Raw genomic sequence first — 21,778 nt, 5'->3', positions numbered from 1 at the left:
CCCGGTACTGAGGTGCATCACCCAACGTAATGGAGGCACGATGAACTTCTCGAAGCTCAGGGCGATCGCCCTGGTGAGCGCGGCGCTCGCCATGCCCGCCGCCGGCCACGCCCAGGACGCGAAGCCCGGTGAGTTCAAGATCCCCGGCACCAACACCACGCTCAAGCTCAACGGCTTCGTCGAGCTCGACGCCACCTACGACTTCAGCGGCGCCGACGAGGACATCCGCGGCGACGACTGGGCGTCCTTCCTCGAGTTCCAGCCGCTCGACCGCGGCGAGCGCGACAAGGACCGCCTGTACGTGACCGCCCGCACGTCGCGCGTCGGCCTCACCACCACCACGCCGACCGACCACGGCAACCTCGTGGTCCGCGTCGAGGGCGACTTCAACTCGCCGTCCGCCTTCAACTACTCCACCGAGGCGACCACCAACGGCACGAACTTCCGCATCCGCCACGCCTACGGCGAGTACGCCGGTTTCCTGGTCGGCCAGACCTGGGCCAACTTCATGGATCTCGGGTCGCTCCCCGACACCGTGGACTTCAACCCGCACGGCGCGTTCGCGCTGACCCGCTCGCCCGGCGTCCGCTACACCGCCAACTTCGGCGGGCCGACCCTCGCGGTCGCCCTCGAGAACCCGCAGAGCCTGGTGCTCAACACGGAGAAGGCTCCCGGGACGCTCACCGTCGGGCGCGAGTTCGACCGCTACCCGGACGTCTCCGCGAACCTCACGGTCCCGTTCTCGCTCGGCCACCTGAACCTGCGCGCCGTGACCTTCGAGTACCAGGGCCGCACCGCGGCCGGCGTGCACGACAGCCGCTGGGCCTGGGGCGCCGGCGTCTCCGGCAGCGTGAAGCTCGGCAAGCTGGACAGCGTGGTGTGGTCGGTCCAGGGCGGCGACGGCATCGGCCGCTACATGTTCACGACGCTGTTCCAGGGCGCCGCGTTCGTGGGGAACGACATCGAGATGTGGAGCGCGGTCGCGTACCACGTGGGCCTCACCCACAACTGGTCGCCCACCTTCCGCTCGAACCTCATCTGGACCCAGACGTTCTTCGACAAGGACGACGCGCTCGCGGCCGAGCTGGGCGATCCCCTGTCGAACAAGCGCATCGACGCCGGCTACGTGAACTCGTTCTACAGCCCGGTGAAGAACGTCGAGCTCGGCCTCGAGTACGCGTACGGCCGCCGGACCGTCTTCGCCGCGGCCCTCGCCGATCCGTCCAACGACGTGGGCACGCAGCACCGCGTCAACGCGCTCGCTCGCTACACCTTCTTCTAGGCGGGGCGGGTGGTTTCCGAGGGGGGCGGTGGCCGAGCGAGGCCGCCGCCCCCCTCGTTTTCGTCGTCACCTCGGCGCGGTGCGCAAAGAACCGGGGGTGAGGAGGGTGCCCGCGAAACGAGCACCGCCCGGGACGGCGCCGCGGGCCGGGAAGCGCGTTGCACATTGCCCATGACAAATGCGTTCTGTATGACGGAAGCTTCCGTTTCTTCACCCCTGGAGGCTCCCATGCGTTTCGCGCGAGCGTTGGCGGTTTCGGCACTGGTCCTGGCCGTAGCCGGTTGCGAGAAGAAGCAGGAACCCGCCGCTGCGGGTCAGCAGCAGGCGGCGGCACCGTCGGACACGATCCTCATCGGGCACGTCGCGTCCCTCACCGGCGAGCAGGCGACGTTCGGCGAGTCGACGGACAACGCCATCAAGCTCGCGATCGCCGAGGCGAACGCGAACGGCGGCGTGAAGGGCAAGAAGCTCGCGCTCAAGACGTATGACGACCAGGGCAAGCCCGAGGAGGCCGCGGTCGCCGCGACGCGCCTCATCGTGCAGGACAAGGTCGCGGTGCTCCTCGGCGAGGTGGCCTCCAGCCGCTCGCTCGCGATCGCGCCGATCGCGGACACCAACAAGGTCCCGCAGATCTCCCCCACCTCGACGAACCCGCGCGTCACGAAGGACGGCACGAAGACGCGGCCCTACGTCTTCCGCGTCTGCTTCATCGATCCGTTCCAGGGCACCGTGATGGCGAAGTTCGCCCACGAGAACCTGAAGCTGAAGCGGGTGGCCATCCTCCGCGACGTCGGGAACGACTACTCGGTCGGCCTCGCCGACTACTTCTCCGCCAAGTTCAAGGAGCTCGGCGGCGAGGTCGTGAGCGACCAGAGCTTCAAGGCCGGTGACCAGGACTTCAAGGCCCAGCTCACCGCCATCAAGAACAAGAACCCCCAGCTCATCTACGTCCCCGCCTACTACACCGACGTCGCGCTCATCGGCCGCCAGGCCCGCGAGCTGGGATTCAAGGGTCCCCTCGCCGGCGGCGACGGCTGGGACTCGGCCAAGCTGTACGAGATCGCCCAGGGCGCGCTCGACGGCTCGTACTTCTCGAACCATTACACCCACGAGAACCCGGACCCGCGGGTCCAGAACTTCGTGAAGAAGTACAAGGACACCTACGGCTCCGTGCCGGACGCGCTCGCCGCCCTCGGATACGACGCGGCCCTCGTCGCCATCGACTCCATGAACCGCGCCAAGGACCTCACGGGCCCTTCGATCCGCGACGCCATCGAGCAGACGAAGGGCTTCCACGGCGTGGCGGGCAACATCACGCTCGACGCGGATCACAACGCCGTGAAGTCGGCCGTCGTGATCGGCATCGAGAAGAACACCCCGAAGTACGTCACGACCGTCGAGCCGTAGGGCTCCGCCTTCCGTAGAGAAGGGGAGGGGTTGATCGAGGCCCCTTCCCTTCTCTATGGTGTCGCACCCCATTTCCCCGGGTGGCCCGCGTGACCGAGTTCCTTCAGCACTTCGTGAACGGCCTCTCCGTCGGGACGATCTACGCCCTGATCGCGCTCGGCTACACGATGGTGTACGGCGTCCTGAAGCTCATCAACTTCGCCCACGGCGACGTCTACATGGTGGGCGCGTTCTCGGGCTACTACCTGGGGATCGTCGGCGGGGGAGGCGAGCCGTCGTTCTTCCGGGCGGCGTACGTCACCCTGGGCGCGATGATCGCGTGCGCGCTGCTCGGGTTCGTGATCGAGCGCTTCGCCTACCGGCCGCTCCGCCACCGGGCGCGGCTGACCGCGCTCATCACGGCCATCGGCGTCTCGTTCCTGCTCGAGTACGGGTTCCAGCTGTCGCCCTGGATCCGCACCCCGGTGCAGTTCCCGCCCGGCCCGAGCCCGCGCTTCTTCCCGCCGCTCATCGACTTCGGCGGCGAGCGCTCCATCGAGGTCCTCGGCGCGACGATGCCCAAGATCGATCTGCTCGGGCTCGGGGTCGCGCTCGGGCTGATGCTCGTGCTCCAGTTCATCGTCTACCGCACGCGCTTCGGCACCGCGATGCGCGCCGTCTCCTTCGATCCGCAGGTCGCCGGCCTCATGGGGATCCCCGTGAACCGGATCATCTCCTGGACCTTCATGCTGGGCAGCGCGCTCGCCGCGGCGGCCGGCATCATCAACGCCTCCTCGCGCCCCAAGATCGAGCCGCTCTTCGGCCTCATCTCCGGGCTCAAGGCGTTCGTGGCGGCGGTGCTGGGAGGCATCGGGAGCGTCCCCGGCGCCATGGCGGGCGGGCTCCTGCTCGGGCTCACCGAGGAGTACGTCGCCGGCTACACGGACTCGTCCTACCGCGACGCCATCGCGTTCACGGTGCTCATCCTCGTGCTGCTGATCCGCCCAGCCGGCCTCTTCGGCCGCGTCACCGTGGAGAAGGTATAGTGGCGCGCGCGAAGGCAGTGTTCCGGTCGATCCTGCCCTTCCTCCTGGGGCTGCCCGTCCTCTTCGCCATCCAGTCGGTGACGCCGCCCGACTACGCGCTCATCCTGGTGAGCGTCGGCGTGAACGTCGTGCTGGCGGTCTCGCTCAACGTGGTGAACGGCTTCACCGGGCAGTTCTCGCTCGGGCACGCCGGGTTCATGGCGGTGGGCGCGTACACCGCCGCGAAGATCACCACCGGGCTCGTGGGCGTGGACCTCCCCTTCGTCCCGCAGGCCTTCTCCGATCAGGCCATCTTCGCCCTGGCGCTCAGCGCGGGCATGGCCACCGCGGCGCTCGCCGGCTTCCTGGTGGGCATGCCCTCCCTGCGCCTGCGCGGCGACTACCTCGCCATCGTCACGCTGGGGTTCGGCGAGATCATCCGCTCCGTCATCGAGAACATGAAGACCCTCGGGCAGGCGACGGGCCTCTCCGGCCTGCCCCCGCGGACCAACCTCGTGTGGGTGGGCGTCTCGGCCATCGCCACGGTGGTGATGGCGCGCCGGCTCGCGGTCTCGACCCAGGGCCGGGCGCTCTTCGCCATCCGCGAGGACGAGGTCGCGGCCGAGGCGATGGGCGTGGACACGACCGGCTACAAGGTGCGGGCGTTCGTCATCTCGGCCGCGTACGCCGGCCTCGCCGGCGCGCTCATCTCGCACGCCATCCTGCTCGCCACGCCGCGCATGTTCACCTTCGTCCGCTCCATCGAGGTGGTGGTGATGGTGGTGCTCGGCGGCCTCGGCTCCATCACGGGCTCGATCGTCGCCGCCTGCACCCTCACCATCGCGCTGGAGCTGCTCCGCGAGTTCCAGGCCTACCGCATGGTCGTCTACGCGATCCTCCTCATCGCGCTCATGCTGCTCCGCCCCCAGGGGATCTTCGGGACGCGGGAGATCTGGGACCTCGCCATCGTCCGCCGGCTGTTCCGGACCCGGCAGCTCGCCGCGACGGGACCCGCCGGCGCCTCGCCGACCGAGGTCCGCGACGACTCGACCAAGGGGGTCGTATGAGCGCGCCCCTCGAGGCGAAGTCGGTCACCATGCGGTTCGGGGGGCTCAAGGCCCTCTCCGAGTTCAGCCTGGTGATGGAGCCCGGCGAGCTCGTCGGCCTCATCGGCCCGAACGGCGCCGGCAAGACCACCGCCTTCAACGCCATCACCGGCGTCTACACGCCCAGCGAGGGCGAGGTCCGGGTGTCCGGCGAGCTCGTGAACGCCCAGCGCCCGCACGAGATCTGCGGGAAGGGCGTCGCCCGCACCTTCCAGAACATCCGCCTCTACAAGCAGCTCACCGCGCTCGACAACGTCCGGGTCGCCTGCCACGCGCGGGCGACGAGCGGCTTCTTCGACGCGCTGTTCCTCACCGCGCGCCACCGCACCGAGGAGTCCCGCATCCTCTCCCGCGCCGAGGAGTACCTGAAGGTGATGGGGCTCTCGCACCGGCGCGACGAGATCTCCCGCAACCTGCCCTACGGCGAGCAGCGCCGGCTGGAGATCGCCCGGGCGCTCGCGACCGGCCCGAAGGTGCTCTGCCTCGACGAGCCGGCGGCCGGCATGAACGCCGCCGAGAAGGTCGAGCTCATGCAGCTCATCCGCAACATCCGCGATCGGTTCGGCATCTCGATCCTCGTCATCGAGCACGACATGCGGCTCGTGATGGGCGTCTCCGAGCGGCTCCTCGTGCTCGACCACGGCGTGACCATCGCGCAGGGCAAGCCCGAGGCCATCCGGAAGAACCCGAAGGTGATCGAGGCCTACCTCGGCGACGCGTACCTCGAGGAGAAGCACATCGCGATCACCCCGGAGGGCGCGCGATGAGCGGCGACGGCCTCATCCTCCAGGTGAAGGACCTGCGGGTCCACTACGGCGCCATCGAGGCGCTGCGCGGGGTCTCCCTCGAGGTCTCGCAGGGCCAGGTCGTGGCGCTCATCGGCGCGAACGGCGCGGGCAAGACCACCACCCTCCGCGCCGTGTCGAAGATGCTCAAGCCGAGCACCGGCGCGATCCACTTCAAGGGGGAGGACGTCACGCGGCTCCCCTCGCACGCGCTCGTGGCGCGCGGCATGGCCCACGCGCCGGAGGGGCGGGGGATCTTCCTCAACCTCACGGTGCGCGAGAACCTCGACCTCGGCGCGTACCTCCGGAGCGACCGGGCCGGGATCGCCCAGGACGCCGAGCGGCAGTTCTCGCTCTTCCCCATCCTCGCCGAGCGCCGCAACCAGGTGGCGGGCACGCTCTCGGGCGGCGAGCAGCAGATGCTGGCCGTCGCCCGCGCGCTCATGAGCCGGCCCAAGCTGATGCTGCTCGACGAGCCGTCCCTGGGGCTCGCGCCGCAGGTCGTCGAGCGCATCTTCAGCGTGCTGCGCGAGGTGAACGCCTCCGGCGTCTCGCTGCTCCTCGTCGAGCAGAACGCCCACAAGGCGCTCCAGCTCGCGCACCGGGCCTACGTGCTCGAGACCGGCAACGTCGTGATGCAGGGGACCGGCAAGGAGCTGCTCGCCTCGCCGGAGGTCCGCAAGGCGTATCTCGGGGAGTGACGGGCCACGCGCGCGCGGTGTGTCCACGCGCGCGCCGGGAGGCTATCTTCCGGGGATGTCCATCGCCTCACCACGCTCGGCGCAGGGCCGGGAGTTCCTGGCCGGCTGCCGCGACGAGCTCCCCATCCTGCTCGGCGTCGCGCCCTTCGGGATGATCTACGGCCTGCTCGCGCTCGGCGCGGGGCTCCCCGCGCTCACCGCCCAGGCGATGTCGTCGGTGGTGTTCGCCGGGTCGGCGCAGTTCATCGCGACGCAGCTCATCCGCGAGGGCACGCCGGCGGTGGTCCTCGTCGTGACGGTGTTCGTCGTGAACCTGCGCCACGCGCTGTACAGCGCCTCGGTCGCGCCGCGCCTCAAGCACCTCGGGACCGGCTGGAAGGTGCTCCTCGCCTACCTCCTCACCGACGAGGCCTACGCCGTCGCGGCCTCGCGCTACGCGCGCGACGGCGACCGGCCCGACGTCGCGCCGCACCTCCACTGGTACTTCCTCGGGGCCGGCGTGACCCTCTGGGCCGCCTGGCAGGCCAGCACCGCCGCGGGGGTGTTCCTCGGCGCGGCCGTGCCGCGGAGCTGGTCGCTCGACTTCACCCTCGCCCTCACCTTCATCGCGCTCGTCATCCCGGCGCTGAAGGACGTGGCGGCCGCCGCCGCCGCGATCGCCGCCGGCCTCCTCGCGGTCATGGTGGTGGGGCTGCCCTACAAGCTCGGCCTGGTGCTCGCCGCGCTGGTGGGGATCCTCGTCGGGCTGTTCGTGGACGCGAGGCGGGCATGAGCTGGCTGCCCGCCCTCGCCGTCGCCGGGCTCGTCACCTTCGCGATCCGGCTCTCCTTCATCCTGCTCCTCGGGAAGGTGGAGCTGCCGCCCATCGTCACCCACGCGCTGCGCTTCGTCCCGCCCGCCGTGCTCTCGGCGATCGTCTTCCCGGAGCTGCTCGTGCGCGACGGCGCGCTCGACCTGCGCCCCGGGAACCTCCGGCTCGTGGCGGGCGTCGTCGCGGCCCTCGTCGCGTGGCGCACGCGGAACGTGGTCCTCACCATCGCGGTCGGGATGGCGGTGCTGTGGACCCTGCAGGCCCTGGCCTGACGAGCGCGCCGCGATGGTCATCCCCCCGCAGAAGCTCGCGCTCTTCGTCGCCGCCACGCTCGCCCTCACGCTCACGCCCGGCCCGGCGGTGCTGTTCATCGTGGCGCGCAGCATGAGCCTCGGCCGGCGCGCCGGGTTCCTGTCGGTGCTGGGGGTGGGGCTCGGGAACACCGTCCACGCCGCCGCGGCCGCGCTCGGCCTGGCGGCGCTGCTCGCGTCGTCGCCGGTGGCCTTCTCCTTCGTGAGGTACCTCGGGGCCGCCTACCTCGTGCTCCTCGGCGTTCGCCGGGTGCTCGACCGCGGCGGTTCGCTGGGGGCCGCGGACGCAGGGGCGGCGCCCGCCGCGCCGCGCTCGATCCTCCGCCAGGGCTTCCTGGTGGCCGCGCTCAACCCCAAGACGGCGCTCTTCTTCCTCGCCTTCCTGCCCCAGTTCGCGGATCCCGCGCGCGCGTCGATGGCGGCGCAGGTCCTGGCCCTGGGCCTCCTCTTCGTGGCGCTCGCCGTCGTCACCGACAGCGGCTACGTGCTCGTCGCCGGTGGGCTCGGGGGCTGGTTGCGCCGGAACCCCGCGTTCGCGCGCAGGGAGCGCTACCTGAGCGGCGCGATCTACGTGGGCCTCGGCGCGCTGAGCGCGCTCGCGCGGTGACGGCGTTGCTCGCCTGGGCCGAGCCCGTCGCGATCCGCGCCCTTTGCCCCGCTCCGCGCGGGCTGATATGTCCTCGCGCCGTGCCCGCGACCGAGCCCGAGCGAACGGTGATGGACCCCGCGGCGGCCGTGCCGCCGGGCGCCCCCGCGCGGCCTCCGCGCGGGCGCGGCACGGCGCTGGGGGTCGCCTACGTGGCGGCGTCCGCGGTGAGCTTCGGCACGCTGCCCATCTTCGCGCGCCTCGCCTACGCGTCGGGCGTGGACACCTCGACGCTCCTCCTGCTCCGCTTCACGATCGCCGCCGCCCTCATGTGGATCGTGCTCGCGCTCCGCGGCGCCCGGGTCCCGCGGGGCAAGGGGCTCGCCATGCTCGTCGGCATGGGGGCGATCGGGTACGCCGGGCAGGCGTTCTCGTACTTCACCGCGGTGAGCCTCGCGTCGGCCGGGCTCGCGGCGCTGCTCCTGTACCTCTACCCGGCCCTCGTCGCGATCCTGGCGCGCGTCGTCCTCCGCCACCCGCTCTCCGGCGCGCAGCTCGTCGCCATCGTCATGGCGCTCCTCGGGAGCCTGCTCACCATCGGGCGGGCGGTGGACGGGTCGCCGCTCGGGATCTTCTTCGGCGTGCTCGCGGCGCTCATCTACTCGGTCTACATCCTCACCGGCGGCCGGCTCCCGGCCGGCATCACGCCGACCGCCTCGACCACGGTGGTCAGCTCGGCCGCGGCGGTGGTCTTCGCGGGCGTGGTCCTGCTGCGCGGCCCGCAGCTGCCGCGGACGCCGGTGGGCTGGGCCGCGGTCCTCGCCATCGCGGTGATCTGCACCGTGCTCGCCGTCGCGTTCTTCCTGGCCGGGCTCGAGCGGCTCGGTCCGGTGCGGGCCTCCGTCTACTCGACCCTCGAGCCCGTGACCACGCTCGTCCTCGCCGCCGTCCTGCTCGGCGAGCAGGTGACCCTCGTGCGCGCCGCGGGCGGGGCGCTCATCCTCGGCGCCGTGCTGCTCCTCTCGCGCGTCGAGGCGGCGTCCCGGTGACGGTCCCCGCGGAAGGGTCCCGCGGCGCGGCTGGGGTCGGCTACGCCGCGGCCGCGTATCTCATGTGGGGGCTGTTCCCGCTCTACTTCCACGCCCTCGCCGGCGTGCCCGCCCCCGAGATCCTAGCCTACCGCATCGTCTGCTCGACGCTGTTCGTGGCGGCGCTCGTGACGCTGAAGCGGCGCTGGGCGGACGTCCTCCGGCAGCTCCGCGCGCCGGGGACGCTTCCGAGCCTCGCCGCGAGCGCGCTCTTCATCTCGGCCAACTGGCTCGTCTACGTCTGGGCCGTGAACGCGGGGCGCGTCCTGGAGGCGAGCCTCGGCTACTTCGTGAACCCGCTCGTCTCGGTGGTCCTCGGCGTGGTGTTTCTGCGGGAGCCGCTCACGCGCGCGCAGCGGATCGCGGTGATCCTCGCGGCCCTGGGCGTGGTCGCGCTCGTCGTCCGCGCCGGGACGTTCCCGTGGGTCGCGCTGGCCCTCGCGCTGACCTTCGGGCTGTACGGGCTCATCCGCAAGCGGGTGCGGGTGGACGCGACCGCCGGGCTCCTCGGGGAGGTGGCGCTCCTCACGCCCGTCGCGGCGATCTACCTCGCGGCGCTGGGGGCCGCGCACGCGGGCCACCTCGGCGCGAGCGCACGCGTGACGATCTTCCTCGCCGCGAGCGGGGTGGTGACCGCGATCCCGCTCATGCTGTTCGCCCTCGGCGTCCAGCGGCTCCGGCTCTCCACGATCGGGCTCCTCCAGTACGTGAACCCGACCGTCCAGTTCGCCATCGCCGTGCTCGTCTTCCGGGAGCCGTTCTCCGCGGCGCACGCCCTGACCTTCGGCTGCATCTGGCTCTCGCTCGCGATCTACTCGTTCGAGGCGCTCGCGCTGGCTCGGCGTCAGGCGGGGTGACGGGACGCGACCGTCGGGCCCCGTGAAGAGACGCTCGCCGGCCAGGGAGAATCCTCCCGAGCGTTGCCGCCGAGCTCGGGGCGTGCTCGAAGGCGGATCGAACCTGCATCGCGTGCGGTACGATCGGTCGCATGCACGCCGTCCTGCCCTGCATCGCCGCGCTCCTGGTCTCCGCCTCGACGCCGGCAGAACCGCGTCACGATCCCGAGCCACCGACGGGCGCCTGGGACGATGAGCCCGAGGCGACGCAGGGGGACGCCGAGAGCACTGCCGCGCTGACGCTCGAGCGAGACGGCGCGGACGCCGTCCCGGCTCTCGTCGCCGCCCTCCGCGCCGAGAGTCCGTACGACGCGGGCAGCGTCATCGCGAGCGACGCACGCTTCGTGCGGCTCACGCACGCGGAGCGGGCCCGGCTGCTCGACGGGCTCGAGGAGGGGATCCGCTGGTGGGCCCCGCTCCTCAACCTCTACCCGGGATACGGGCTCGGCTCTCTCGCGTCGCGTGACCCGCGCGGCGCGTGGCTCGCGGCGGCGGACTTTGCAGGCTCGACGCTCTTCTTCGCGGGCGTCCTCTCGGCGTTCGGGACCTCGCAGCCCAGCCGCAGCGGGTCCGTGCTCTTGGGGACGGGCGCGGCGCTCATCCTCGGCTCCCGGGTGGGGGGAGTGATCCTCCCGTTCACCTTCTCCGGCCGGCGCCACCGCGAGGCAGAGCGCGCGCTGCGGGCACTGCCGCCGCCCGTCACGGCGATGCCGGCCCTGCTCCCGATCGCGCCGGGACGCGGAGCCCCCGGCGCGGCCCTCGGCGTGGCGCTCCGCTATTGATTGGGAGGCGATCCTTCGACGCGGGGGCCGCTGCCTGCTCCACCGCGCGCAAGGTCCACGCCTGCGGCTCCAGGAGCTCTACGCGCCGGTCTTCCCGCCGAGGTAGGCCGCCTGCACCTTCGGATCGGACGCGAGGGTCGCGGCCGGGCCCTCGAGCACGATCCGGCCGACCTCCATCACGTAGCCGCGGTGGGCGAGCTTGAGCGCCGCGCGGGCGTTCTGCTCCACCAGCACCACCGTCACGCCCGTCTGCTCGTTGATCTCGCGCAGCGTGCGGAAGATGGCCTTCACGAGCAGCGGGGCGAGGCCGAGGGACGGCTCGTCGAGGAGGAGCACGCGCGGCTTCGCCATCAGGGCCCGCCCGATGGCGAGCATCTGCTGCTCGCCGCCGGAGAGGGTGCCGGCGAGCTGCAGCCGGCGCGTCTCGAGGACCGGGAAGAGCTTGTAGATCCAGGCGGCGGTGGCGGCGATCTCGTCCTTGTCGGAGCGGGTGAACGCCCCGAGGACGAGGTTCTCCCGCACGGTCAGCGTGCCGAAGATGCGCCTGCCCTCCGGCGCCTGGGCGATCCCGAGCCGCACCCGCTCGTGCGCCGGGATGCCGGCCGCCGGCTTGCCGTCGTAGCGGATCTCGCCGCCCGAGGGGCGCAGGAGGCCGCTGATGGCGCGGAGGGTGGTGGACTTCCCGGCGCCGTTCGCGCCGAGGATGCTGACGATCTCGCCCTGCCGGACGGCGAGGTCGATGCCGTGCAGGGCCTCGACGTTGCCGTACTTGACCCGCAGGCCGCGCGTCTCGAGGAGCGGCGCGTCCACTAGACCTCCTCCGTGCCGAGGTACGCCTCGATGACCCGCGGGTTCGCCTGGATCGCGGCCGGGGAGCCCTCGGCGATCTTCTGTCCGTACTCGAGCACCACGATGTGCTCGCAGGCCCGCATCACGAGGCTCATGTCGTGCTCGATGAGCAGGATGGTGATGCCGCGCGCCCGGATCCGGCCGATGAGGCCGATGAGCTCCTCGGTCTCCTGCTCGTTCATCCCGCCTGCCGGCTCGTCCAGGATCACGAGCCGCGGGTCCGCGGCGAGCGCCCGGGCGATCTCGAGGCGCCGCTGGTCGCCGTAGGCGAGGTTCTTCGCGAGCTCCATGGCGCGCCCGCGCAGGCCGACGAAGGCGAGCTCGTCCACCGCCCGCGCCGCGGCCTCGCGCTCCTCGCGGACCTGCCAGGGCGGGCGGAGGAGCGCGCCGAGCGCGCCGCTCCGCGTGCGGCAGTGGCGCCCGGCGAGGACGTTCTCGACGGCCGAGAGCTGCTGGAAGAGCCGGACGTTCTGGAAGGTGCGGGCGATCCCCGCCTGCACGATCTTGTGCGTCCGCATCCGGTCGATCGCCCGGTCCTGGAAGCGGATCGTCCCGTGGTCGGCGCGGTAGTTGCCGGTGATGAGGTTGAAGGTGGTGGTCTTCCCGGCGCCGTTCGGCCCGATGAGGCCGACGACCGAGCCTGCCTGGACGTCGAACGTGACGTCGCTCACGGCGGTGAGCCCGCCGAAGCTCTTCGTGACGCCGCGGACCTCGAGCAGCGCGCTCACGACGACGCTCCTGCCCGGCGCACGTCGGACTCCTTGAAGCGGAGGAGCCGGAACGGGAGGAGCCCCTGGGGCCGGACGACCATCATCACCATCATCACGAGGCCGAAGACGAGCATGCGCGCGCTCGCGAAGCCGCGGAACACCTCGGGGAGCACCACCACGAGCACCGCGCCCACGATGACGCCGGGGATGGAGCCCGAGCCGCCGAGGATCACCATGAGGAAGAGGACCACCGACTCCCAGAACCCGAACGACTCGGGGGAGATGATGGTCATCTTCGCGGCGTAGAGGGTGCCGGTCATGCCGGCCCAGGCGGCGCCGAGCGCGAAGGCGAGCAGGCGGTAGCGGGCGGTGTTCACGCCGCTGCCCTCGGCGGCGACGGGGTCCTCGCGGAGGTAGTTGAGGGCGCGGCCGAAGCGCGACTGCTCGAGGCGGTGGAACAGGAGCACGGTGACCGCCACGAAGGCCCAGATCAGGTAGAGGAACTCGTGCGGGCGGCGGATCTTGTAGCCGAACACCATCGGGCGGGAGATGCCGAAGATCCCGTTCGCCCCGCCAGTGAGCCCGAACACGTCGTTCACGAGCGCGATCCGCACGATCTCGCCGAGCCCGATGGTCACCACGAGCAGGTAGTCGCCGCGCAGGTGGACGACGGGACGGGCCACCAGCGCCGCGAAGACCGCCGCCACCACGGCGCTCGCCGGGAGCGTCCAGAGGATCGGGATCTGGTACCTCGTGTTGAGGATCGCGGCGGTGTAGGCGCCCACCGCGTAGAACGCCGCGTGCCCCATGTTGAAGAGCCCCGCGTCGCCGAGGATGAGGTTCAGGCTCAGCGCCAGGAGGACGTAGAGCCCGACGCTGTTCAGCACGTCGAGCCAGTACGCGTCGAGGAAGCGGGGCGCCGCCACGATGAACGCGGCCGCGAGGGCGTACCCGACCGCGAGGCGGGTGGTGGTCCGGGCCGCCATCAGACCTTCTCCGCCACGCGCTCGCCGAGCAGGCCGGACGGACGCACGATGAGGATGAGGATGAGCACGAGGAAGGCGAACGCGTCCTTCCAGGCGATGGAGAGGTAGGCCGCGCCGAGCGCCTCGACGACGCCGAGCAGGAGCCCGCCCACCATCGCGCCGGGGATGTTGCCGATCCCGCCCAGGATGGCGGCGGTGAACGCCTTCATCCCGTAGATCCAGCCCATCGTGAAGCTGATCTGGCCGTAGTAGAGCCCGACGAGGAGGCCCGCCCCGCCGCCGAGGGCGGGGCCGATCACGAAGACGATCGTGACCACCTTGTTCACGTCGATGCCCATGAGCCGCGCCGCGCCCTGGTCGATGGCGGCGGCCCGGATGGCGGTGCCGACCTTGGTCTTCTGCACGAACAGGTAGAGGGCCGCCATGATGGTGACGGACACCAGCACGACCGCGAGGCGCATCACCGGCATCTGCTGGCCGAGGAACGAGACCGTCGTCTGCGGGAGGACGTCCGGGTAGACCTGGTACCGGGCGCCGTAGACGAGCATGAGGGCGTTCTGGAGGAAGATCGAGGCGCCCAGCGCCGAGACCACCGCCGACAGGCGCGGCGACTCCCGCAGCGGCCGGTAAGCGGCCCGCTCCAGGATCACCCCGATGACGGCGACGAGCCCCATCACCATCACCGCCAGCACGACGAGCGCGAGCGCGAGGCCGAGGTGATCGTGGAGGAGGAACGACGTGAGGAGCGTCATCCCGAGGTACGCGCCGTAGGTGAAGAGGTCGCCGTGCGCGAAGTTGATGAGCCGGAGCACGCCGTACACCATCGTGTACCCGAGCGCGATCAGGGCGTAGATGCTCCCGACCGCGAGCCCGTTCGTCACCTGCTGGAAGAATTGCTCCATGAAGTCTGTCGGCTCCGGAGGTCGAGCGGGGCCCCTTGCGGCGGGGCCCCGCTCCGGGTTGCAGGACTACTTCTGCAGGACGAAGTTGCCGGCCGCGTCCACCGCGTACACGCGGTACAGCTCGCCGACCCGGTCACCCTTGTCGTTGAAGGCGATCTTGCCGGTGAAGCCCGGGAAGTCCTTGAGCTGGCCGACGAGGTACGCCCGCAGCTTGTCGGCGTCCGTCGACTTCGTCGCCTCGATGGCCTTCGCGACGACGCGGAAGCCGTCGCCGGCGAGGACGCCGTAGATCGAGCTCGGGGCCTCGCCATACTTCTTCTGGTAGCTCGCCACGTAGGCCTTGGCCTCGGGCGTGTCGAGGTCCTTCGGGACGGGCGGCGAGAGGAACTGGAACCCGGCCGCGGCGTCCTTGCCGGCGATCTTGACGAGGTCGGGGTTGTTGATCGCGTCGCCGCCGATGAACGGGACCTTCCAGCCCATCTGCTTCTTCTGCTTCAGGAGCAGGCCGGCCTCGGGGTAGTAGCCCGTGAAGAACACGACGTCCGGCCCGGCCGCCTTGAGGCGCGTGAGGATGGCCGAGTAGTCCTGCTCCTTGGGCGTGAGGGCGTCGAAGAAGGCGATCGGGATGTTGCGCTTCTTGAGGATCGCGGCGATCTCGTCCGCGAGCCCCTTCGAGTAGGCGGAGCTGTCGTGGAGCAGCGCGACCTTCTTCGCCTTCAGCTTCTCGAGGGTCGCGGCGCCGACGCGCCCCTGCTCGTCGTCGCGCGGGCAGGTCCGGAAGAAGTGCTTGAGCCCCTTCTCGGTGAGCCGTACGGCGGTGGAGCCGTTCGCCACCTGGATGACGCCGGCCTCGTCGAGGATGTTCTGGGTCGCCTCGGTCACCGCCGAGCCGTACGTGCCGATGACGGCCACGACGCCGCGGGTGGTGAGCCGCTGCGCGGCGAGGGCCGCGGTCCGCGGATCGCCGCCGTCGTCCTCCAGCACCACCTCGATCTGCTTGCCGAGCAGGCCCCCGCGCGCGTTCTGCTCCGCGGCGAGCAGCTCGACGTTGCGCTTCATCTCCTGGCCCTCGCTGGCCCAGGAGCCGGTCATCGGGGCCATCAGCCCGATCTTGACCGTGTCCGCCGCGCGGGCGGATCCGAATGCGAGCAGGGACATCGCGACAGCGAGTCTCATCGGCTTCGTCATGTGTCCTCCTTTGAACCCGGGGAGGCGACATCTCAGCACCAGTCGGGCGCCCTCCGGTAGCGGAAACGCGTGAGGGGGCCCGTTCCGACCGGCGGTCGCGGGGTCCGGGGGTCGTCATCCCCTCGCGCCCGAGCCCGGGGCGGGTTGGTTCCGCATCGCCCGCCAGGAGGGTTTCTTGTAGGTTGCGGCGCACTGCGTCGGGCGGCACGTCGCGGCCCGGCGGCTCAGGAGAACGAATGCAGGGCATCGGAACCGTCGTCAACGTCGGCGCCATCGTCGCCGGGACCGGGGTCGGGCTGCTCTTCGGCCGGCTGATCCCGGAGCGCGTCCGCTCGACCGCCATGGCCGCCATCGGGCTGTCGGTGCTCGGGGTCGGGCTGCAGATGGCCCTCGATCCGCGCGTCGACGCGACGAAGCTGGCCCACGCGGGCGCCGGGCCGTTCCACCCCAACCCGCTCGTCGTCATCGGCGGGCTGGTGGTGGGAGGGATCGCGGGCGAGCTGCTCCAGCTCGAGCTGCGGCTGGAGCGCTTCGGCATCTGGATGCAGTCCTTCGCGCGGCGGGCGCCCGCCACGGCGGGCCACGCCGCGCCGCAGGGCCATGACCTCGTCGAGGGGTTCGTGACGGCGTCCTTGCTGTACTGCGTCGGAGCCATGGCCGTGATCGGCTCGATCCAGGACGCCGCCGGCCAGCCCGACGTGCTGTTCGTCAAGGCGCTGCTCGACGGTGTCACCTCCATCGTGCTCGCCTCCACGCTGGGTCCGGGGGTGGGACTCTCGGTGCTGCCGCTCGCGCTCTACCAGGGTGGCATCACGGCCGCCGCGAGCGGCGTGGCCGCCTACCTCACGGTCCCGGTCCTCGCGACGCTCACCTCGGCCGGCGGCCTGCTCATCGCCGCGATCGGCCTCGATCTCACCGGCATCAAGCGGCTGCCGGTGGGCAACCTCCTCCCCGGCGTGTTCGTCGCGGCCGTGCTCGCCTACGTCGTGCCCTGAGCGGCGCACGCGCGCCGTTTCTTCACGCTGTGGCTGCCGTTCACGCTCCGGAACCGCCCGCCGTCACGGCGATTTCGGCGCGTTTTCACGCGCTGAATAGCGCTGCGCGGCGGCGCGTCGGCAGGGCATGAACGCGACGACGATCCGGCGGCCCAGGGCGCTCCTCCTCGACGACGACGCGAACGTGCTCCGGCTCCTCGGCGCGGCCCTGGAGGCGCGCGGCTTCGAGGTGCGCGCCGCGGCGGATGCGACGAGCGGCCTCGGCCTCCTCCTCGACGAGCTCCTCGACCTCGACGTGCTCGTCGTCGACTCCGCGCTGCCCGGCCGCGACGCCGTGTCGTTCGTCCACCTCGTCCGCCACGCCGGAGGCGAGCGCGACCTCGGCATCGTGGTCCTCGCCGCCGGCGCGGCGCGGGGGCTCTGCGAGCAGCTCCTCGCCCTCGGCGCCGACGCGGTCGTGGACCGCGCGCTCGGACCCGCGGCCGCGGCGGAGGCCGTCGGCGCGGTCGCCTCGCGGCGCGCGCAGCCGGCGCCCCTCCGGGCAGCGGACGAGGTGCACCCTGCGGCGCGCGGCACGCTCGTCGTCTCGACCGTCGCTGCGCCTGCGCCTCGCCAGCGGCTGGCAGATCGCCGTCGGGGTTTCACCCCTGCACTTCGGATCGCGTGCGCCACCGCGGGCGGCCTCGCAGCAGTCGCCGTGGCGCGGTGATCCGGTCGGGGGACCTTCGCCGCTACGCCGCCGCGCCTGCGAAGAACGCCTCGACGCGCTCGACGAAGGCGCGCGGGTGGCTCGCGTGCGGCACGTGGCCGGCGCCGGTGAAGGTGTGGCGCGTCGCATGCGGCAGCGCCGGGGCGAGCCGGTCCAGGATCGGGCCGAACAGCGGCGGGCTGCGGTCCCCCTGCGTGAGCAGCACCGGCCCGGGGAAGGCGCGGAGCGCGGAGAGGTCGAGGTCGAGCGCGTCGGGATCCTCGATCTCGGCGAGGAAGGAGGGCGCGTTCCGGAGGAAGGCCTCGCGCGCCGGCGGCGGGAGCCGGTCCCAGGTGCCCGGGCCGAGGGCGATCTCGTCGATGAACGTGCGCGCCGCGTCGGAGGGCCGTCCCGCGCGGAGGAACGCCTCGATGCGCGGGTACGCCTCGCGGAACGCGCGCAGGGCCGGCGCGGACGGGGCGTGATCGTCGAGCAGACGCACGAGGGGAGGCTCGTGCACGGCGAGCGAGCGGAATCGATCGGGGTGGAGCGAGGCCGTGCGGAGCGCGATCGACGCGCCGTAGGAGCTCGCGAGCACGTGCACGGGACCGAGGTGGAGCGCCTCGACGAGCGCGGCGAGGTCCGCCACGTGATCGTGGACCGTGGCCGGGCGGTCGCGGGCGGCGGAGCGGCCGTGGCCGCGCCGGTCGTAGGCGACGACTGCGCGCCGCTCGGCCAGCGCGGGCGCCACCGCGTCCCAGCCGTGGTGGTCGCCCCAGGAGCCGTGGACCAGCACGACGGGCTCGCCCGCTCCGCGAATCGTGTGGAACAGCCGCAACCCGCCCGCGTCGCTCGCCATCGCGCGATGGTAGCGCCGCCGCCGCCGGGAAGCACGGGAGGCGCGCGAGGCCCCGGCGATCGGTACTCCGCGGGCGCAGGACGCCGGTCGCGCATCACGCGCTCCCCTGGAACGACGGCGGGCCCGCGATCGCGCTCGCGGGCCCGCCGGGGTCACTGCTCGCTCCGCGTCTAGCCTGCGGTCGGCTCGTGGCTGAACATCGTCAGGATGGGCTCGCTGAGCTGCCAGGCGCGCCCGCCGCGGATGTAGCTCTCGAGCTGGTCGATGCTCCACTGCTTCTCCTCGACCACGAGGTCGACGAGGTCCAGCATGGAGATGACGCCCACGATCTCGCCGCCCTCCTTCACGGCGAGGTGGCGGGTGTGGCCGGTGCGCATGAGCTGGGCGCACTCGCGGTCGGTCGCCTGCGGCGAGACGGACGGCAGGTCGGCCCGCATGACCTGGCAGAGCGTCGTGTGGCAGGCGTGGGCGCCGCCGCCCATCGCGGAGACCAGGTCGCGCTCGGTGACGAGGCCGACGAGCTTCGCGCCGCGGCGGACGCCCACCGAGCCGACGCCGCGCTCGGCCATGAGGCGCGCGGCCTCCCGGCAGGTGGCGGACTCGTCGAGGGAGACGACGCCGCGAACGACTCGATTCTGGATGCAGGCCATGACTGGGTTTCCTCCGCGGGCGCGGCCGGGGGAGGAGGGGCCCGGTGCGCCACGTCGAGCATCATGGGCGCGGCCGCCGCGAACGCGTCGTCGCAAGAATGGATGAGCCATAACCTCCGCTGATGGACCGCTCCTCGGAACCGCGGTCCCCTGATATGCTCGCCGCCGATGAGCAGGCTCGACCCCAGGAAGCTCGAGACGTTCCGCGTCGTCGCGCAGACGCGGAAGATCTCCGCCGCGGCGAAGCTCCTCCACCTCTCGCAGCCCGCGGTGACCGCGCAGATCCGCGCCCTCGAGGAGGAGTGCGGGCGCGCCCTGCTGCTCAGGTCTTCGAAGGGCGTGGCGCCGACCGACTGGGGATTGCGGCTCCTCGAGGCGGCGAAGCAGGTGCACGAGGTCCTCGGCGCCGTGGAGACGGAGTTCCAGGGAGAGACCGCCGTCGGCGAGGAGGTGGTGATCGGGGCGAGCATGACGACCGCCGCCTACGTCGTGCCCCCGCTCGTGGCGGGCTTCCGCGCCATCCACGGGCGGGTGCCGTTCCGCATCCAGGTGAGCAACACGGCGCGCGTGCTCGAGTGGGTCGCCGAGGGGAGGGTGCCGCTCGGGATCGTCGAGGGGCGCCAGCGCTCGCCGCGCGTTCACCTCGAGCCCTACCTCGAGGACGAGCTCGTGGCCGTCGCGGCCAGCGCCGCGCGCGATCTCTGCGGCATCGCGCGCGCCGCGGATCTCGCGAAGGTCCCGCTCCTCCTGCGGGAGCCGGGCTCCAACACCCGCGCCGTCGTCGAGGAGGCGCTGACGCGCGTGCTGGGATCGCGGCTGGTGCGCCGCTCGGAGCTCCTGTTCGGCTCGAACCAGTCCATGAAGATGGCGGCCGTGGCCGGCCTGGGCGTCGCGTTCGTGTCGCGCTGGAGCGTGCAGCTCGAGGTCGCCGCCGGGACGCTCCGCGTGCTGCCGCTGCGGGACCTGCGCCTCGTCCGGTCGTTCTCGTGGGCCACGGCGTCGCGCCAGCTCCACGGATCCGCCGGCCGCTTCGAGGCGTGGGCGCGACGCAACCCGCCGGCGCGACCGTAGGAGGTCTCGGGCACAGTGCCCTTCGGTGTTCGCCTGCGCGGGTCTCACGCGGCGGGCGCGGGGTGAGTAACGATGCAGCGTCGTCTGCGCGCCGGGCAGGGAGGCCGCGATGAGCGCGAACGAGCCGGTCCTCGTGGCGGCGGTGCAAGCCCTCGAGCTCTCGCTCCCCGGCGGCCCCTCACCGGGCGTCGCGACGCCGGACGCCTGGGCCACGCGCCGCGACGCCGCGCAGGCGGCGGCGATCGTCGCTGGGGTGGTGGGCGTGCCGGCGCTGGTCGCGGCGGCCGCCGTGCTGGCGCTGTTCGCGATGACCGCGGTGGTGCTGCTCGCGCCGGTCGTCGCGGCGGTGCTCACGTGGGTCGCCTGGAAGGCGAACCGGCCGGCGCGGCGCTGATCCTCCGGGGGCGCGGCTACGCCTGCCGGGAGCGTGGCGCGGCCGCGAGCAGCCGCTCCAGCGTCTCGACCGCGACCGGCTTCGCGAGGTGCCGGCTGAAGCCCGCGTCCGCCGCGAGCCGCCGGTCCTCGGGCAGCGCGTAGCCGGTCACCGCCACGAGGAAGGTCGCGCCGAGCGTCGGGTCCGCGCGGATCGCGCGCGCGACCTCGTAGCCGCTCATCACCGGCAGGCCGATGTCGCAGAGCACGACCTCCGGCCGCAGCGCGCGGGCCCGCTCCACGCCGGCGGCGCCGTCGTGGGCCACCGCGACCTCGTGACCCCACATGAGCAGCAGCTCGCGGAGGGTCTCCGCCGCGTCGACGTTGTCCTCGATGACGAGCACGCGCAGCGGGCCAACCGCGGCGACCGGCGCCGGCGGCTCGTGGCGCGGGCTGCCGCCGTCCGGCGGCGCGAGCGGCAGGCGGACCACGAGCTCCGCGCCGCGGCCGGCCCCACCGCTGCGGGCCTCCACGGACCCGCCGTGGAGCTCGACGAGCCCCTTCACGAGCGAGAGCCCCAGGCCCAGCCCGCCCCGCGAGCGGTGCAGGCTGTCGTCGGCCTGGGTGAACGGCTCGAACACGCGGTCGAGCATCTCGACGTCGATGCCGGCGCCGTCGTCCCGCACCCGCAGCAGGATCCCCGCCCTCGCGCCCGTGTCGCGCTCGAGCGTGACCTCGACGTGGCCGCCGCGATCCGTGAACTTCGCGGCGTTCTGCAGCAGGTTCCCGATCACCTGCGCGACGCGGGTCGCGTCGGCGTCGAGCCAGGCCGGGCCCTCCGGGAGGCTGACCTCGACCGCGATCTCGCGGGAGGCGAACAGCGTGCGGTGGTCCTCGACGGTCCGGCGGACCAGGTCGCCGAGCTCGACGCGCGATCGCCGGAGGAGGATCTTCCCGCGCGTGATGCGGGTCACGTCGAGCAGGTCGTCCACGATGCGCGTCAGGTGCACGACCTGACGATCGAGAATCGCCCTCGCGCGCGCGGCCTCGTCTCCGCAGGGGTCCACGCGCGCGAGCAGCGACAGCGCGTTGCGGATCGGCGCGAGCGGGTTCCTGAGCTCGTGCGAGAGCACGCCGAGGAACTCGTCCTTGCGGCGGTCCGTCTCCCGCAGGAGCGCGTTGCTGCGGCGCAGCTCCTGCTCGGCGCGGTCCACCCTGTCCTTCTCCTCGAGGAGCCTCCGCTGCGTCCGCTGGAGCTGCCGGACGGCGGCGACGATGGCGAGCGACGCGACGGTGAACGCGGCGAGGCGCGCGACCTCCTGGTGCGAGCGAAAGGGCTCCTGGAAGAATCTCCAGAAGCCGAGGCCGACGATCGCGGTGAACGCCAGCGCCGGCCCGGGCCCGAGGAAGTACACGACGAGAGAGACGCCCGCGACGGGGAGGCTGAAGACGAAGCCGTGGAGGAGATCCTCGAGGGCGCCGCTCGCGGCGAGCAGGGCCGCGGCGCAGCCCACCGCGAACGCGTACCGGAGCGCGTGCGCGCTCCAGGTCGGCGGCTCGTCCGGGTGGACCTCGGGCGGCTCCTCCACGGGCGGCGAATGCAGGTCCGGCGCCTGCGCCGAGCGCTCCGCCGCGATGGGCGCCGACGGCGCTGCAGAGTGCGCATGCCTCGTCATGACCGTTCAACGGACCGTACCATCTGCGCAGCCAGACGAGAGAGAGGGGTCCCGCGAGACGATCCCCTCCAGG

At 72.3% G+C, this 21,778-nt stretch carries 24 protein-coding genes; 16 read left to right on the top strand and 8 right to left on the bottom strand.

What is annotated here, in order from left to right; genetic code table 11:
* Positions 1-40: 40 nt before the first annotated feature.
* The 12 genes from MNZ39_RS02015 to MNZ39_RS01960 all read left to right on the top strand — a co-directional run bounded on the left by MNZ39_RS02015 (position 41) and on the right by MNZ39_RS01960 (position 10,759).
* Positions 41-1,282, top strand: a complete 1,242-nt coding sequence (locus tag MNZ39_RS02015; protein WP_242333699.1) for a DcaP family trimeric outer membrane transporter — start codon at positions 41-43, stop codon at positions 1,280-1,282.
* Positions 1,283-1,510: 228 nt separating this feature from the next.
* Positions 1,511-2,689, top strand: a complete 1,179-nt coding sequence (locus MNZ39_RS02010) for an ABC transporter substrate-binding protein (protein ID WP_242333696.1) — start codon at positions 1,511-1,513, stop codon at positions 2,687-2,689.
* Positions 2,690-2,778: 89 nt separating this feature from the next.
* Positions 2,779-3,714: a branched-chain amino acid ABC transporter permease gene (locus MNZ39_RS02005; RefSeq protein ID WP_242333693.1), complete on the top strand. Its 936-nt coding sequence runs from the start codon at positions 2,779-2,781 to the stop codon at positions 3,712-3,714.
* A complete protein-coding gene (locus MNZ39_RS02000) occupies positions 3,714-4,760 on the top strand; it encodes a branched-chain amino acid ABC transporter permease (protein ID WP_242333690.1) in 1,047 nt (348 codons plus the stop codon). Before MNZ39_RS02005 ends, MNZ39_RS02000 begins: the two co-directional genes overlap by 1 nt.
* Positions 4,757-5,566, top strand: a complete 810-nt coding sequence (locus MNZ39_RS01995) for an ABC transporter ATP-binding protein (RefSeq protein WP_242333687.1) — start codon at positions 4,757-4,759, stop codon at positions 5,564-5,566. Before MNZ39_RS02000 ends, MNZ39_RS01995 begins: the two co-directional genes overlap by 4 nt.
* Complete coding sequence (locus MNZ39_RS01990; RefSeq protein WP_242333684.1) at positions 5,563-6,285, top strand: ABC transporter ATP-binding protein; 723 nt, start codon at positions 5,563-5,565, stop codon at positions 6,283-6,285. Before MNZ39_RS01995 ends, MNZ39_RS01990 begins: the two co-directional genes overlap by 4 nt.
* A 55-nt stretch (positions 6,286-6,340) precedes the next feature.
* Positions 6,341-7,057, top strand: a complete 717-nt coding sequence (locus MNZ39_RS01985; protein ID WP_242333681.1) for an AzlC family ABC transporter permease — start codon at positions 6,341-6,343, stop codon at positions 7,055-7,057.
* The gene (locus tag MNZ39_RS01980) at positions 7,054-7,368 is read left to right on the top strand and encodes an AzlD domain-containing protein (RefSeq protein WP_242333678.1); all 315 of its coding nucleotides are present in this window, start codon (positions 7,054-7,056) and stop codon (positions 7,366-7,368) included. Before MNZ39_RS01985 ends, MNZ39_RS01980 begins: the two co-directional genes overlap by 4 nt.
* A 13-nt stretch (positions 7,369-7,381) precedes the next feature.
* On the top strand, positions 7,382-8,014 hold the full coding sequence (locus MNZ39_RS01975) for a LysE family translocator (RefSeq protein ID WP_242333675.1): 633 nt from the start codon (positions 7,382-7,384) through the stop codon (positions 8,012-8,014).
* Positions 8,015-8,094: 80 nt separating this feature from the next.
* On the top strand, positions 8,095-9,042 hold the full coding sequence (locus tag MNZ39_RS01970) for a DMT family transporter (RefSeq protein WP_242333672.1): 948 nt from the start codon (positions 8,095-8,097) through the stop codon (positions 9,040-9,042).
* The gene (gene rarD, locus MNZ39_RS01965; protein ID WP_242333668.1) at positions 9,039-9,938 is read left to right on the top strand and encodes an EamA family transporter RarD; all 900 of its coding nucleotides are present in this window, start codon (positions 9,039-9,041) and stop codon (positions 9,936-9,938) included. The genes MNZ39_RS01970 and rarD overlap by 4 nt, the downstream gene beginning before the upstream one ends.
* A 131-nt stretch (positions 9,939-10,069) precedes the next feature.
* On the top strand, positions 10,070-10,759 hold the full coding sequence (locus tag MNZ39_RS01960) for a P13 family porin (RefSeq protein ID WP_242333665.1): 690 nt from the start codon (positions 10,070-10,072) through the stop codon (positions 10,757-10,759).
* Between the two features lie 78 nt (positions 10,760-10,837).
* On the opposite strand, the gene MNZ39_RS01955 is transcribed toward MNZ39_RS01960, so the two are convergent.
* The 5 genes from MNZ39_RS01955 to MNZ39_RS01935 all read right to left on the bottom strand — a co-directional run bounded on the left by MNZ39_RS01955 (position 10,838) and on the right by MNZ39_RS01935 (position 15,394).
* Positions 10,838-11,569, bottom strand: coding sequence for an ABC transporter ATP-binding protein (locus tag MNZ39_RS01955; protein WP_242333662.1), 732 nt, complete (start codon positions 11,567-11,569; stop codon positions 10,838-10,840).
* Entirely contained in the window at positions 11,569-12,336 is a 768-nt protein-coding gene (locus MNZ39_RS01950) for an ABC transporter ATP-binding protein (protein WP_242333659.1), read from the bottom strand. Before MNZ39_RS01950 ends, MNZ39_RS01955 begins: the two co-directional genes overlap by 1 nt.
* Positions 12,333-13,304, bottom strand: a complete 972-nt coding sequence (locus MNZ39_RS01945; protein ID WP_242333656.1) for a branched-chain amino acid ABC transporter permease — start codon at positions 13,302-13,304, stop codon at positions 12,333-12,335. The genes MNZ39_RS01950 and MNZ39_RS01945 overlap by 4 nt, the downstream gene beginning before the upstream one ends.
* The gene (locus MNZ39_RS01940; protein WP_242333653.1) at positions 13,304-14,206 is read right to left on the bottom strand and encodes a branched-chain amino acid ABC transporter permease; all 903 of its coding nucleotides are present in this window, start codon (positions 14,204-14,206) and stop codon (positions 13,304-13,306) included. Before MNZ39_RS01940 ends, MNZ39_RS01945 begins: the two co-directional genes overlap by 1 nt.
* A 66-nt stretch (positions 14,207-14,272) precedes the next feature.
* Positions 14,273-15,394 (bottom strand): branched-chain amino acid ABC transporter substrate-binding protein, encoded by a 1,122-nt coding sequence (locus MNZ39_RS01935; protein WP_242333650.1) that lies wholly within the window; start codon positions 15,392-15,394, stop codon positions 14,273-14,275.
* A gap of 236 nt (positions 15,395-15,630) precedes the next feature.
* Here MNZ39_RS01935 and MNZ39_RS01930 point away from each other — a divergent pair, with 236 nt between their 5' ends.
* Together MNZ39_RS01930 and MNZ39_RS01925 are read left to right on the top strand one after the other, a co-directional pair.
* Positions 15,631-16,389, top strand: coding sequence for a DUF554 domain-containing protein (locus MNZ39_RS01930; protein WP_242333647.1), 759 nt, complete (start codon positions 15,631-15,633; stop codon positions 16,387-16,389).
* Between the two features lie 127 nt (positions 16,390-16,516).
* Positions 16,517-17,098 (top strand): response regulator, encoded by a 582-nt coding sequence (locus tag MNZ39_RS01925; RefSeq protein WP_242333644.1) that lies wholly within the window; start codon positions 16,517-16,519, stop codon positions 17,096-17,098.
* 22 nt (positions 17,099-17,120) lie between these two features.
* Here the strand turns inward: MNZ39_RS01925 and MNZ39_RS01920 are convergent, their stop codons facing one another.
* A complete protein-coding gene (locus MNZ39_RS01920) occupies positions 17,121-17,936 on the bottom strand; it encodes an alpha/beta fold hydrolase (RefSeq protein WP_242333641.1) in 816 nt (271 codons plus the stop codon).
* Between the two features lie 170 nt (positions 17,937-18,106).
* A complete protein-coding gene (locus tag MNZ39_RS01915; protein WP_242333638.1) occupies positions 18,107-18,586 on the bottom strand; it encodes a cyclic nucleotide-binding/CBS domain-containing protein in 480 nt (159 codons plus the stop codon).
* Positions 18,587-18,754: 168 nt separating this feature from the next.
* Between MNZ39_RS01915 and MNZ39_RS01910 the strand changes: the two genes are divergently transcribed.
* On the top strand, positions 18,755-19,657 hold the full coding sequence (locus tag MNZ39_RS01910; RefSeq protein WP_242333635.1) for a LysR substrate-binding domain-containing protein: 903 nt from the start codon (positions 18,755-18,757) through the stop codon (positions 19,655-19,657).
* A 109-nt stretch (positions 19,658-19,766) separates the two neighbouring features.
* Positions 19,767-20,051 (top strand): hypothetical protein, encoded by a 285-nt coding sequence (locus MNZ39_RS01905; RefSeq protein ID WP_242333632.1) that lies wholly within the window; start codon positions 19,767-19,769, stop codon positions 20,049-20,051.
* A gap of 16 nt (positions 20,052-20,067) precedes the next feature.
* Here MNZ39_RS01905 and MNZ39_RS01900 read toward each other — a convergent pair whose 3' ends face one another.
* Positions 20,068-21,705, bottom strand: a complete 1,638-nt coding sequence (locus MNZ39_RS01900) for an ATP-binding protein (protein WP_242333629.1) — start codon at positions 21,703-21,705, stop codon at positions 20,068-20,070.
* Positions 21,706-21,778: the final 73 nt, after the last annotated feature.

The sequence above is a fragment of the Anaeromyxobacter sp. SG66 genome, assembly GCF_022690805.1.
GTDB lineage: Bacteria > Myxococcota > Myxococcia > Myxococcales > Anaeromyxobacteraceae > Anaeromyxobacter > Anaeromyxobacter soli.
This window is presented reverse-complemented; position numbering and strand designations above follow the sequence as displayed.

Bases quoted from the DNA above. Each gene is read 5' to 3' on its own strand.
- MNZ39_RS02015 (WP_242333699.1), top strand. From the start codon at position 41: ATGAACTTCTCGAAGCTCAGGGCGATCGCCCTGGTGAGCGCGGCGCTC.
- MNZ39_RS02010 (WP_242333696.1), top strand. From the start codon at position 1,511: ATGCGTTTCGCGCGAGCGTTGGCGGTTTCGGCACTGGTCCTGGCCGTA.
- MNZ39_RS01995 (WP_242333687.1), top strand. From the start codon at position 4,757: ATGAGCGCGCCCCTCGAGGCGAAGTCGGTCACCATGCGGTTCGGGGGG.
- MNZ39_RS01990 (WP_242333684.1), top strand. From the start codon at position 5,563: ATGAGCGGCGACGGCCTCATCCTCCAGGTGAAGGACCTGCGGGTCCAC.
- MNZ39_RS01985 (WP_242333681.1), top strand. From the start codon at position 6,341: ATGTCCATCGCCTCACCACGCTCGGCGCAGGGCCGGGAGTTCCTGGCC.
- MNZ39_RS01980 (WP_242333678.1), top strand. From the start codon at position 7,054: ATGAGCTGGCTGCCCGCCCTCGCCGTCGCCGGGCTCGTCACCTTCGCG.
- MNZ39_RS01975 (WP_242333675.1), top strand. From the start codon at position 7,382: ATGGTCATCCCCCCGCAGAAGCTCGCGCTCTTCGTCGCCGCCACGCTC.
- MNZ39_RS01960 (WP_242333665.1), top strand. From the start codon at position 10,070: ATGCACGCCGTCCTGCCCTGCATCGCCGCGCTCCTGGTCTCCGCCTCG.
- MNZ39_RS01945 (WP_242333656.1), bottom strand. From the start codon at position 13,304: ATGGCGGCCCGGACCACCACCCGCCTCGCGGTCGGGTACGCCCTCGCG.
- MNZ39_RS01940 (WP_242333653.1), bottom strand. From the start codon at position 14,206: ATGGAGCAATTCTTCCAGCAGGTGACGAACGGGCTCGCGGTCGGGAGC.
- MNZ39_RS01935 (WP_242333650.1), bottom strand. From the start codon at position 15,394: ATGACGAAGCCGATGAGACTCGCTGTCGCGATGTCCCTGCTCGCATTC.
- MNZ39_RS01930 (WP_242333647.1), top strand. From the start codon at position 15,631: ATGCAGGGCATCGGAACCGTCGTCAACGTCGGCGCCATCGTCGCCGGG.
- MNZ39_RS01925 (WP_242333644.1), top strand. From the start codon at position 16,517: ATGAACGCGACGACGATCCGGCGGCCCAGGGCGCTCCTCCTCGACGAC.
- MNZ39_RS01920 (WP_242333641.1), bottom strand. From the start codon at position 17,936: ATGGCGAGCGACGCGGGCGGGTTGCGGCTGTTCCACACGATTCGCGGA.
- MNZ39_RS01915 (WP_242333638.1), bottom strand. From the start codon at position 18,586: ATGGCCTGCATCCAGAATCGAGTCGTTCGCGGCGTCGTCTCCCTCGAC.
- MNZ39_RS01910 (WP_242333635.1), top strand. From the start codon at position 18,755: ATGAGCAGGCTCGACCCCAGGAAGCTCGAGACGTTCCGCGTCGTCGCG.
- MNZ39_RS01905 (WP_242333632.1), top strand. From the start codon at position 19,767: ATGAGCGCGAACGAGCCGGTCCTCGTGGCGGCGGTGCAAGCCCTCGAG.
- MNZ39_RS01900 (WP_242333629.1), bottom strand. From the start codon at position 21,705: ATGACGAGGCATGCGCACTCTGCAGCGCCGTCGGCGCCCATCGCGGCG.